Raw genomic sequence first — 11798 nt, forward strand, 5'->3', positions numbered from 1 at the left:
GGCGTCTGCCACTGAGGCGGACGTCGAAACAGAATAATAACAAATAAAAAAATAACGATCATGGGAAAAATTATTGGTATTGACTTAGGAACAACAAACTCTTGCGTTGCAGTATTCGAAGGTAACGAACCTGTAGTAATTGCAAACAGTGAAGGCAAGCGCACCACTCCTTCAGTAGTAGCATTTGTTGATGGTGGCGAACGTAAAATCGGTGATCCTGCCAAGCGTCAGGCTATCACGAACCCCACCCGTACGGTTTTCTCCATCAAACGTTTCATGGGCGAAAACTGGGACCAGGTACAGAAAGAAATCGGCCGTATGCCTTATAAAGTAGTAAAGGGTGACAACAATACTCCGCGTGTAGACATCGACGGACGTCTCTATACCCCGCAGGAAATCTCTGCAATGATTCTGCAGAAGATGAAAAAGACTGCCGAGGATTATCTGGGACAAGAAGTGACAGAAGCTGTAATTACCGTCCCCGCATACTTCTCAGACTCCCAACGCCAGGCTACGAAGGAAGCCGGTCAGATTGCAGGTCTTGAAGTGAAGCGTATTGTGAACGAGCCGACTGCCGCAGCTCTTGCTTACGGTATTGACAAGTCTCACAAGGACATGAAGGTTGCCGTATTCGACCTTGGTGGTGGTACATTCGATATCTCTATCCTCGAATTCGGTGGCGGTGTGTTCGAAGTATTGTCAACCAACGGTGACACTCACCTGGGTGGTGATGATTTCGACCAGGTAATCATCGACTGGCTGGTTCAGGAGTTCAAGAACGACGAAGGTGCCGACCTGACTCAAGACCCGATGGCTATGCAACGTCTGAAGGAAGCTGCTGAAAAGGCTAAGATTGAACTGTCCTCTTCTACAAGCACTGAAATCAACTTGCCGTACATCATGCCGGTAGGCGGTGTGCCCAAGCACTTGGTGAAGACGTTGACCCGTGCCAAGTTCGAGGCTCTGGCTCACAACTTGATTCAAGCTTGTTTGGAACCTTGTAAGAAGGCTATGAGCGATGCTGGTCTGAACAATGCGGACATCGATGAAGTAATCCTTGTAGGTGGTTCTTCACGTATCCCGGCTGTACAGAAGTTGGTAGAAGACTTCTTCGGTAAAGTTCCTTCCAAGGGTGTGAATCCGGATGAGGTAGTAGCCGTAGGTGCTGCCGTGCAGGGTGCCGTTTTGACGGACGAAATTAAGGGCGTTGTGTTGCTGGATGTTACTCCGCTGTCTATGGGTATCGAGACTATGGGTGGTGTGATGACGAAGCTGATTGATGCCAACACTACCATCCCCTGCAAGAAGAGCGAGACATTCTCTACTGCTGCCGACAACCAGACGGAGGTTACCATCCATGTATTGCAGGGTGAGCGTCCGATGGCTGCACAGAACAAGTCAATCGGCCAGTTCAACCTGACAGGTATTGCTCCGGCACGTCGCGGTATTCCTCAGATTGAGGTGACATTCGATATCGACGCCAACGGTATCTTGAAGGTGTCTGCCAAAGATAAGGCTACCGGTAAGGAACAGGCTATCCGTATCGAAGCTTCCAGCGGTTTGAGCAAGGAAGAAATCGAAAAGATGAAAGCCGAAGCCGAAGCCAATGCCGAAGCAGATAAGAAAGAGCGTGAGAAAGTAGACAAGTTGAACCAGGCCGACTCTATGATTTTCCAAACCGAAAATCAGTTGAAGGAACTCGGCGACAAGCTCCCTGCCGACAAGAAGGCTCCGATTGAAGCTGCTTTGCAGAAGCTGAAAGATGCCCATAAGGCTCAAGACCTGGCTACCGTAGATTCTGCCATGGCCGAACTGAATACGGCATTCCAGGCTGCAAGTGCTGAAATGTATGCCCAGAGCGGTGCTCAGGGTGGTGCACAGGCTGGTCCTGATATGAATGCAGGTCAACAAGGCGGTGCTCAGGATAATACAAAGCATGGCGATAATGTGCAGGATGCTGATTTTGAGGAAGTCAAATGATTCCGATAAGGAAACAGATAATAAACAATAAGCAAAAGCGTGCAGCTCAATGAGTTGCACGCTTTTTGCGTTTATGGGGTTCATGGTTGCTATGTGTTTTCTATGGGCTTTTTTATCTCTTATTTGCGACATGTTTGCGACAAGACAAAAAAGTAGATAATGTGGTACTTAATCACACTTATACATACTAATACATACTTAAAAGTAGATAATATGCCAACAATCGGATTTGAAATCAAACGGAAGTGCAAGCTCTGCGGCAAAGTGTTTGTCGCAAAAACACTTGACAGTCACTATTGTTCCCCTAAATGTGGTAAAGTGGCTTGGAAACGCAAAAAGGATGCAAAGGATAGAAACGCGAAGTTAGAAGCCATTGTCCAACAAGTACCAGACATCAGAGAGTACATTTCTGTAAAGGAAGCTGTTGCTATGTTTGGAGTGGAACGTAGCACCCTGTATCGCCTGATTAAATTGGGACGTATTCCCACTATCAATATGGGTACAAGGCTCACACGTATCAAACGCTCTGAAATGGAACGGCTTTTTCTAAACAGACCGGAAAGTATCGCAGAGAAAGAAAAGCCTGTTCCTAAAACATACAGCTTAGAGCTGGAGGATTGCTATACCATTACTGAGATTTGTGAGAAGTACCATATTAATGACAGTTCAGTATGGGCGCACGTTAGAAAATACTCTATTCCCTCAAGACAAATAGGAAACTATGTGTATGTACCCAAGCAAGAAATTGATAATCTATATAAATCAGAAATAGAATGAAGAAAGCATTACCAAATACCAAAGTGACTGTCAAACTCAGAAGGTCGAATTATAAAGAAGAGTGGTATCTGATTATAGAATCATACCCTGTTTACAAACGAGGTTCAACCCGTGCAAGCCGTGTGGTAGAATCCATTAACCGAACTATATCTACACCAGTTTGGGACAAATCGTCCATAGCACGTATCTTACCGGACGGAACATTCAACTATAAGCCTAAGCGTGATTTGAATGGAATTATCCAATGTCGTTCAACGATAGACCAAGAGGCTTGTATTTATGCCGACAATGTGCGGAAGTTACGACAGCATGAATACGATAGTGCCATCCTTTACACTGATAAGGAAAACGAAATCGCTGCACAGAATGAGCGGAGCGAACAGGATTTTATCAAGTATTTCAATCGTATTATAAGCACACGTCATCCCAATAGTTCCGATTCGATAATAGTCAACTGGAGGCGTGTAGGTGAATTATTGAAAATGTATTCGCAAGGGCAGCCAATTCCATTCAAGGCAATTTCCGTTAAACTGCTTGAAGATATTAAGATGTTCCTTCTCCGTGCCCCAATGGGAGGGAATAAGAAAGGTACTATCTCACAAAACACGGCATCGACTTATTTCTCTATACTCAAAGCTGGATTGAAACAGGCATTCATTGATGAATATCTGACCGTTGATATAAGTGCGAAAGTAAAGGGAATAACAAACATTGAGAAACCTCGTGTTGCGCTTACTATGAATGAAGTGCAAATGTTGGTTGATACCCCTTGCAAGGATGATGTTTTGAAACGTGCGTTCTTGTTCTCTATTCTCACTGGATTGCGGCATAGTGATATTCAAACTTTGAAATGGAAACAAATTCAGCAAACAAGCAAGGGTACATGGCAAGCTGTCGTAATTCAGCAAAAGACAAAAAGGCCCGATTACAAGCCGGTCATTCAACAGGCACTTCAACTATGCGGCATACGTCCAGACGATGATGAAGCACTTGTTTTTGAAGGATTGACTGATGCCTCTTGGATTTCTCGCCCGTTGAAAGTCTGGATAGAAGCATCCGGTATCAAGAAGCACATCACCTTCCATTGTGGCCGCCATAGCTATGCTTCGCTGTTGCTGGAAAATGGCGTTGACATATACACTATCAAGTCTTTGATGGGACATACTAATGTCAAAACCACGCAAATCTATACGCACATCGTAAACGAACACAAAGAGAAAGCCGCCAATACGCTGCATATAGACAATTTGGATTTATAGGTTATGGTGGTTGTATCCACCATTGAGCACCAGCGACTTATGTAATACCAATCATATACTTACCACCGTTTACCCCTCATGAAGCATCGGCTTTTTGAGGGGTGTTTTGTAGCATTGAGGCTTTCGGTAAGGAAGGTGTCAGTCCCAATAGTGGTTTATTTCCCTTTTATTATGCCTTCCAATAAACTCTCGTATTAATGAAACTTAAATCTGTCAGTGGTAAATGAGCGGTTGATTGGTGGCGGTCAAGCACCTATTTAGCACCTATAAGTATCCCTATACTTTTGCGGCATAAACTTTAATACGAAGGAAAAATGGCCTATAAAGTAAATTCATTGGAGGAAATGCCGAATGCGTTGTCCTACCTGATTGAGTCCGTAGAAGCACTGCAATCTAAAGTAAATGCCTTGCAGCATAAGCAGGCAAGTAACTCACCCAAGTGGATGGATATAGACGAGCTTTGCGCTTATCTTCCATCACATCCAGCCAAGCAAACGGTTTATGGATGGGTATCAACCAAACAGATTCCCGTACATAAAATAAATAAGGCGTTGGCTTTCCTGCAATCAGAGATTGACGATTGGTTGAAGAACAAATCGCATAAGACACAGGATGACTTAATGGAAGAAGCCAGACGATTTGTCGAATCTAAAAAGATTATCAGATGATGGAAACGACAGACTATTGCTTTTCGTTCTTTCGCAAGCCTATTCAAAACATCGAACCGATAAGGGCGGTAGGTATTGTGGATGTGTATCGTTATATCATAGGGCATTATGCCCAACCACAAACCGAAGCCCTGCGTTTGATGCTATCTTCTCCCGAAGCCCAAAGATATAAAGTCACTCATTTTGACTATTGTACTTTTTCGGGATTATTTCGCAAGCGTAATGAGAAGGAACTGATTATGCACTCAGGATTGATGTGTTTGGATTTCGATCATGTGGATAACATAGGGGAGTTAAAACAGCAACTGCTCAACCATGGGTATTTTGATACGGAACTGTTATTTGTCAGTCCATCCGGTAATGGATTGAAGTGGATAATACCTGTTGACTTGAAAGGCTGGGAACATTCCCGGTACTTTAAGGCTGTTGCCAACTGCATCAAAGCAACAGGTTTGCCATTAGTAGATATGTCCGGCAGTGATGTGGCTCGTTCATGCTTCTTACCCTACGACCCACAAGCATATATTAACCATAAATACAAAGATGATGTCGAAGAAAATATTTTCCGCCCAAGATTGGGAGAATGTCCCTTCTGAAATACAACAGGCACATACACCAAGTATTGCCCCTATATATAATAAGGTGGAGGATGATGTGGAAAGTGTTGTTCGGGAGATAGAACAGTGTGCCATTGATATAGCCCCTCATTATAAAGATTGGGTGGAGTTGGGCTTTGCGCTTGTGAATGGATTGGGAGAGAACGGACGGGAGTATTATCACCGCATCAGCAGGTTTTACCCTACCTATCAAAGGGAAGAAACGGATAAACAATATACGCATTGTCTGCACTCCAAAGGGCAAGGCATTACTATCCGTTCTTTCTTCCATTTGGCAAATCAAGCCGGAATCCCATTGGCTTCGTTCAGTAAAGAGCATTTATCCATTTTACCAAATATCCAAAATGGTAAAACGGGTAAATGGATAAAATCAGAAGAGGAACTTCCTGTATTTCCTGAATGTGTGTTTGAGCATCTTCCTCCTTTTCTAAATGAGGTTGTCAATAATTCCATTTCAGTAGATGACCGTGATACGATACTGATTGGGGCTATTGTGTGTTTGTCGGTCTGCTTTCATAATGTTTGTGGTGTTTACGATGAGCGCATTGTTTATCCGAATCTCTATCTGTTCGTTGTGGCAGATGCAGGTATGGGAAAAGGAGCATTGACCTTATGCCGGGAATTGGTAGCTCCCATCAATCGTAATTTGCATGAACTTTCCAAACGATTAGAGCAGGAATACAAAGAAGCGATGAGCGCTTATATCAAAGGTAAGAAAACTGATGGAATGACTATGCCAACAGAACCGCCCATGCGTATGCTCGTCATTCCTGCCAATAGTAGCGCAAGTTCTTTCTTGAAGATATTGGGGGATAATGACGGAATCGGGCTGTTGTTTGAATCGGAAGGAGACACATTAAGCCAGACTTTGAAGTCTGACTATGGCAATTATTCCGATGTGTTGCGAAAGGCATTTCACCATGAGTTGGTAAGTTTGAGTCGGCGCAAGGACAGGGAGTATTGCGAAGTAGCTAATCCGAGAGTTTCGGTAGCTTTGGCTGGAACTCCAGAACAGGTAAGAAGATTGATACCTGATGCAGAGAACGGATTGATGAGTCGCTTTTGTTTCTATATTATCCGCTTCAAACGAGGTATAAGAAATGTGTTTGCCACAAGTGACGTTTCTCAATCCAAGAATGCCATGTTCAAACTGTTGGGAGATAAATTCTGCCATTTACATGAGAATTTTGTACGGCAGGGTAATTATTCCTTTTCTCTTCCCTCTGATTTACAGGAACATTTTATTGAATATCTCAGTCGGGTGAATGAGGAATGTTGTGACGAAGTGGATAACAAGATGCAAGGAGTAGTCAGACGGATGGGACTGATTGCTTATCGTATAATGATGGTGTTGACTGCTGTCCGACATCTGGATAATGTGATTCACAAATCTTCTTCTGACGAGACTACACAATTGGTTTGCCATGAGTTTGACTATTCCATAGCCATGAGTATTTGCGACACCCTGCTTTATCATGCCGTATTCATTTATCAGAATTTGTCAGGAAATCAGTCTAAACGATTCAATACCGTTTCGCAAGAGACGGGCGTTTATGCACGAAGGAACACCCTTTATAATATGTTGCCTGACACTTTCACAAAGAAAGATTATGATGCGGCGGTTTTAACTTTGGGCGAGAATGGAAGTACGGCAAACAAGTGGATAGAAGCCTTTATTAAAGATGGCAAGCTATGCCGAATAGAGCAGGGGAAATATAGGAAGATTTTTTGAGTGGCAAGTTTGTGTTTTAGTGCCACTAAAACCTATGCGGCAAGCGATAGAACTGCCACTCTCAAAAAATAATTTATCAATATCGAGAATCAATATGAGTATAAAGGAAAAGAAACTTGGTGGCCGCCCAAAGTTGGCGAGCTATCAGAAACGTACCAAATGTTTTCGGGTAATGTTTACTGAGAACGACTACATTTATATCCAATCCAAAGCGGAACAGGCAGGATTGTCTGTCAATGAATTTTGCCATCAGGCTGCAATGGATTGTCAAGTCTGTCAACGTATCAGTCCGGAAATGGTATCGGCAATTCGTGACCTTTCCGGCATCGCCAATAATGTCAATCAGATTGCCCATCAGATGCACATCGATGGATTGGAAACAGTCAAACAACAATGTTTTTCTATTATCTCGGAAGTTAGTAGAATTATCACCCAAGTAAAGAATACCTGTCATGATAGCGAAGATTAAAACAAGAGTTGATTTCGGAGGTATTGTAAACTATGCCAACGACCAAAAGAACAAGAAGAAATGCGCTACACTTTTAGCGCACGAAGGAGTATGTGCCATTAGTAATAAGTTGATCACCGATTCTTTTTGCCTTCAAGCATCCATGCGCCCGAAAGTAAAGAGTCCTGTGAAGCACGTATCACTTGCTTTCTCTTCGCAAGATATTAGCCGTTTTCCTGATAATGGAGAAGGGGATGCGCTTATGGTGGAGATTGCCAAGAAATGGATGGAACAAATGGGGATTCGCAATACTCAATATATCATAGCTAGGCATCACGATACGAAACATCCTCATTGTCATTTGGTATTCAATCGGATAGACAATGAAGGCAATCTCATTTCTGACAGCAATGAAAGAATACGCAATGCAAAAATCTGTCGTGCTTTGACTAAAGAGTATGGACTTTACTTTGCCCCTAAAAATAGCAAAGCCAGAAATAAGAGCCGTTTGCGTCCTCATCAACTACGGAAGTATAATCTTCGTTCCTCTGTGCTTGATGCACGAGCAAATTCTCATTCGTGGAATGACTTTTTTAGCATTCTCAAAGGCTTGGGTATAGATATGCGTTTTAATCACGCTGAGAATGCTGATAAAATTCGTGGTATATCATTCTGTCAGGATGAGTATAGCATGGCTGGTTCTAAACTTGACCGTGATTTGAGTTTTAACAGTCTTTGTGCTACATTGGGTAATGTGGCAGCAGAACTGATTATTCAACCCCATCAAGCCATAACTCCTAGTGGAGGTGGAGGAGCCAACAATGAACAAGGATGGCGAGACGATAAAAACAAAGACAACGAAAGAAGCGAACCCTTTTATAAAACCTCAAAACGTAGAAGATAATGAAAGAAGATGTAGTAGCTGCAAATCTTGCGAATTTGCGCCAAAGTATCAACGAACTGAAAGTGTGTATTGAAAAACAGAATGCCACTGTTTCTACACCGGAACAATCTGTAAAAACGGATTTCAATGAAAAGGCCATTTATACAGGAATTGCCAACAGTTTCTGTACTTGCTGGAATGAAGCCTTGTCTGTGGTCAAGAAACATATCTGGCAACAGCAGCCCAACACATTGCCGTTTTCGCTATGGTTCCCGAAACTCATTGATTTATTCAAGCAGAAGTCCAAACTTCTTGAATATCTTTATCGGCACGTTTGCGATTACAATCAGAATCGTATGACTATCGAAACTAATACCCGATGTATATTGAAACGGCAGGATGAGATATTGGCAAAAATCAATGAGCTGAAAAGCCCTGTAACCGTTATTTCACCTAATATCAGTGGGCTGTTTATATATGGCTATCATATAAAACTCCAGTATATTGTACCCATTATTGCCGTTATTATTATATGGGCTGTTGCTGCTTCTGCTAGTAGTATGAAGTTTAAGGAAGAATCCTTTGCGCATTATTCTATGTATAGGGCAGTGAAGGAACAATATCAGCATTTAGTGGAAATTACTTATGTAAAATCTAAGTCTGATGCGGAATAATAAGTTTTAATAGATTACTATTTGTCTATTTTACCATATGACACTTCCGGTTCTGCAGCCATGAAATTATTGTCATTTTCTGCTATTTGATATGTTTTGACTTTTCGGTCTTCAAGAAAAATGTGATTCAATGTATATGCTAATGATTCAAGTGTTTGTATGCGGACTTTAGGTTTTAGTTGACATTCCCAAATTGTAATGCAATGCCAGCCCATAGCTGCAAGCTGGCATTGCTCTTTTTTATCACGCTCTTTGTTTCGTTCTATTTTCTTTTGCCAAAAGTCAATGTTTGTTTTAGGTAGGCGAAAGTATCTGCAATTATCATGACCATGCCAAAAGCAGCCGTTCACAAAAATAACTGTTCGATATTTGCGAAGTACCAAATCAGGATGTCCGGGCAGGCGTGGATGGTTTAGCCGATAGCGGAAGCCACGGCTAAAAAGGAACTTGCGAACCAGTAATTCAGGTTTTGTATCCCTCCCTTTTACAGCGGACATACAACGGTGGCGTTGTTCTCTATTCAGTACATCAGCCATATCGTTTATTTGAGTTGTTCTTTACAGTCTTTATACAGTTGAATTAGATGATATATAGACATATCTATGAGAGGCTCAAACATAAAACTGTTTACATGAATTAGTTCAGGGGTCATCATATTAACACGCTCTATAATATCATAATGAGCATCTTTCGGACAGGCTTTTTTAAATAGATCTGTCCACTTCCCTGTTTGACTACCTGTTACAGCTAAATCTTCTTCACTTTTACCTTTTGCTATCATTTTGTCGTACATATAATTTTCCGCCAAGTGTCTTATGGCAATAGATAAGCACACTTTATTTTCAATTAGCACTTGATTAGGATTGGTTTCGGTTATGATGCTATCTGCGGTTTGCATAATCAAGTCGTAAATTTTATCTGTTGATTTAGGGCGTTTCATACCTTTACCTTGTGTAAAATCAGTCATAATATTTATCAACTGCTCAATTGTTATAGTTCGTGTATTTGCTTTTTTATGAAGGCATTCTGTTAATGTTCTGTAATCATCATTTTCCCCTTTAGTATATTCTATCAGATTTCTAACAAAAGGAATCATACTTATAAATATTTTATCGTCATTATCATGCTTGATAAAAGCATTAGTATATATATTGCCTTTATACTGACCTTGGTTGATGATTACCTTTCCATTAGCTAAGCGTTCTGCCATCCATAGATTTGGTGGGAATAGACTAAGACGGGATGACAATGTTCTATAGAAATCATAGTTATGAGTCAACACGAGCATATAGAACTTATTGCTATTGTCAGCAGCAATGTCTTTAATATATTCTACTATCGCATATTTGTTTTGATAATCAAATGAATCTGCTATATCATCCATAACTAAAATTGTATCATGATCCATAGTCTTACGTGCTTCCATTTCAAAGAGAAATTGCAGGATAATGAAAGCGCGTTTTTCGCCTCGACTAAGGATTTTCTCCAGCACGTCTTTCTCCACAGTTGTTTCTGTACTTGAAGTTTCAACGTAAGAAAACTGTAGTTTCGCTGCTTCTTGTTTTAGTATAATATCCTTTTGATTGGCTATAGAAACTTTTATTGGTACATGAAAACGTGCATTATAAAGGGCTATAATTTGTTCCCATCTTTCTTGCTGCGAGCTGGCTTCTTCTAAGACTTGCTGTAGTGCCTCTTTATTTTCATTATAAACTTGTATATAAGCATCAAACAGAGGCTTTATCTCATTGTCTGATAAATACCCTAACCAGACTTTTTTTCGGAATACTTCGTAGTTAATGATTTCAGGTATCCATTCAGGATGATTGTTCAAAACAGATTTAAAACCTCTCAATTCGACATTTTTGTCAATTGCTTTTGTGATTTTATCAAAAGCTTTCTTTAAATTTTCATCCTTTAAAAGACGTTGTTGTTCACTATTAATAAGTTCTTGCAACTCTGTCTCGGACGATAATTCCGTATTGTCCTGAAGTACAATTTTATGATTAACACCGAAAAATGAACCATCAGAAACATACTGTTGTAATTGCGCAACATGATACGTTCCAAATGTATGACCGGCCACAGTTCGGAATAGCTTGGAATCTTCTAAAAGTCTATTGTAATTGTCGATATATATATTCAGGTTATCTTTATTAGATTCTATAAATTTCTTAACATTCTCTTTGGTGTCAAATACATCATTATACTTAAATTCAAACTTTGGTAAACCTGATTTGACTTCACTGTTTAAACGCTCAAGTATGCTAAAGATAGTGTCAGCATCATTTTGTTTGAAAGTACCGAATATCTCTTTTTCACAGTCGGAACTTAAAGAGGCACTTTTTAATTTACTTATTAGGAGTTCCTTCTTTTCAGACAATTGTTGATATATAGAATCATACCTGTTTTTTAATTCTGAGCTTGCAAGGAAATTCACAAACGACTTTGAACAATCAATATCATCATCTCCATTAACTACGAATATATTTTCCTTAGACACATCTAAACCGTCCGCTTTTAGAATGAAACTTGATTTGTCTTTATCGTGTAGCTTGTCACATGGTTTCTCTTTGGACTGCCCTGATAAATAGCGCATAGTTTTAGCAAAAGATGTTTTCATTGAACCATTTGGAGCATAGATTAAATGTATTTGTTTACCAGAAGTAAACTGGAATTCTTGGTTGAGTTCCTTAATACCATAACAATTTCTCCAATCAATTTTTATTTTTTGTATCATAATTTGCAATAATGGGATTT

The 11798-nt window shown here is 40.6% G+C and carries 11 protein-coding genes; 9 read left to right on the forward strand and 2 right to left on the reverse strand.

Annotation, left to right across the window (positions count from 1 at the left end):
- Positions 1–60 precede the first annotated feature (60 nt).
- The 9 genes from dnaK (at position 61) to DW096_RS06460 (ending at position 9038) form a co-directional block, all read left to right on the forward strand.
- A complete protein-coding gene (gene dnaK / locus DW096_RS06415; protein WP_005831748.1) occupies positions 61–1980 on the forward strand; it encodes a molecular chaperone DnaK in 1920 nt (639 codons plus the stop codon).
- Positions 1981–2193: 213 nt separating this feature from the next.
- Positions 2194–2757: a helix-turn-helix domain-containing protein gene (locus tag DW096_RS06425; RefSeq protein WP_118930909.1), complete on the forward strand. Its 564-nt coding sequence runs from the start codon at positions 2194–2196 to the stop codon at positions 2755–2757.
- The gene (locus tag DW096_RS06430) at positions 2754–4016 is read left to right on the forward strand and encodes a site-specific integrase (protein WP_118930880.1); all 1263 of its coding nucleotides are present in this window, start codon (positions 2754–2756) and stop codon (positions 4014–4016) included. Before DW096_RS06425 ends, DW096_RS06430 begins: the two co-directional genes overlap by 4 nt.
- 314 nt (positions 4017–4330) lie before the next feature.
- Complete coding sequence (locus DW096_RS06435) at positions 4331–4684, forward strand: helix-turn-helix domain-containing protein (protein WP_004290508.1); 354 nt, start codon at positions 4331–4333, stop codon at positions 4682–4684.
- Positions 4681–5280 carry a BT4734/BF3469 family protein gene (locus DW096_RS06440; RefSeq protein ID WP_118930879.1) on the forward strand — a complete coding sequence of 200 codons (600 nt, stop codon included), beginning with the start codon at positions 4681–4683 and terminating at the stop codon, positions 5278–5280. The genes DW096_RS06435 and DW096_RS06440 overlap by 4 nt, the downstream gene beginning before the upstream one ends.
- A complete protein-coding gene (locus DW096_RS06445) occupies positions 5231–7033 on the forward strand; it encodes a DUF3987 domain-containing protein (RefSeq protein ID WP_118930908.1) in 1803 nt (600 codons plus the stop codon). The genes DW096_RS06440 and DW096_RS06445 overlap by 50 nt, the downstream gene beginning before the upstream one ends.
- 94 nt (positions 7034–7127) lie before the next feature.
- On the forward strand, positions 7128–7502 hold the full coding sequence (locus tag DW096_RS06450; protein WP_199711481.1) for a MobC family plasmid mobilization relaxosome protein: 375 nt from the start codon (positions 7128–7130) through the stop codon (positions 7500–7502).
- Positions 7486–8385, forward strand: coding sequence for a relaxase/mobilization nuclease domain-containing protein (locus tag DW096_RS06455; RefSeq protein WP_120028698.1), 900 nt, complete (start codon positions 7486–7488; stop codon positions 8383–8385). The genes DW096_RS06450 and DW096_RS06455 overlap by 17 nt, the downstream gene beginning before the upstream one ends.
- The gene (locus tag DW096_RS06460; RefSeq protein WP_118930878.1) at positions 8385–9038 is read left to right on the forward strand and encodes a hypothetical protein; all 654 of its coding nucleotides are present in this window, start codon (positions 8385–8387) and stop codon (positions 9036–9038) included. The genes DW096_RS06455 and DW096_RS06460 overlap by 1 nt, the downstream gene beginning before the upstream one ends.
- Positions 9039–9055: 17 nt before the next feature.
- On the opposite strand, the gene DW096_RS06465 is transcribed toward DW096_RS06460, so the two are convergent.
- Together DW096_RS06465 and DW096_RS06470 are read right to left on the reverse strand one after the other, a co-directional pair.
- Positions 9056–9574, reverse strand: a complete 519-nt coding sequence (locus DW096_RS06465; RefSeq protein ID WP_118930877.1) for a very short patch repair endonuclease — start codon at positions 9572–9574, stop codon at positions 9056–9058.
- Between the two features lie 5 nt (positions 9575–9579).
- On the reverse strand, positions 9580–11778 hold the full coding sequence (locus tag DW096_RS06470; RefSeq protein ID WP_118930876.1) for an AAA family ATPase: 2199 nt from the start codon (positions 11776–11778) through the stop codon (positions 9580–9582).
- Positions 11779–11798 lie beyond the last annotated feature (20 nt).

The organism is Bacteroides sp. AM07-18 (genome assembly GCF_003602695.1).
Lineage (GTDB): Bacteria > Bacteroidota > Bacteroidia > Bacteroidales > Bacteroidaceae > Bacteroides > Bacteroides uniformis.

Coding starts and splice junctions, on each gene's coding strand:
- DW096_RS06470 (WP_118930876.1), bottom strand. CDS start 11,778: ATGATACAAAAAATAAAAATTGATTGGAGAAATTGTTATGGTATTAAG.
- DW096_RS06440 (WP_118930879.1), top strand. CDS start 4,681: ATGATGGAAACGACAGACTATTGCTTTTCGTTCTTTCGCAAGCCTATT.
- DW096_RS06465 (WP_118930877.1), bottom strand. CDS start 9,574: ATGGCTGATGTACTGAATAGAGAACAACGCCACCGTTGTATGTCCGCT.
- DW096_RS06445 (WP_118930908.1), top strand. CDS start 5,231: ATGTCGAAGAAAATATTTTCCGCCCAAGATTGGGAGAATGTCCCTTCT.
- DW096_RS06430 (WP_118930880.1), top strand. CDS start 2,754: ATGAAGAAAGCATTACCAAATACCAAAGTGACTGTCAAACTCAGAAGG.
- dnaK (WP_005831748.1), top strand. CDS start 61: ATGGGAAAAATTATTGGTATTGACTTAGGAACAACAAACTCTTGCGTT.
- DW096_RS06450 (WP_199711481.1), top strand. CDS start 7,128: ATGAGTATAAAGGAAAAGAAACTTGGTGGCCGCCCAAAGTTGGCGAGC.
- DW096_RS06455 (WP_120028698.1), top strand. CDS start 7,486: ATGATAGCGAAGATTAAAACAAGAGTTGATTTCGGAGGTATTGTAAAC.
- DW096_RS06435 (WP_004290508.1), top strand. CDS start 4,331: ATGGCCTATAAAGTAAATTCATTGGAGGAAATGCCGAATGCGTTGTCC.
- DW096_RS06460 (WP_118930878.1), top strand. CDS start 8,385: ATGAAAGAAGATGTAGTAGCTGCAAATCTTGCGAATTTGCGCCAAAGT.
- DW096_RS06425 (WP_118930909.1), top strand. CDS start 2,194: ATGCCAACAATCGGATTTGAAATCAAACGGAAGTGCAAGCTCTGCGGC.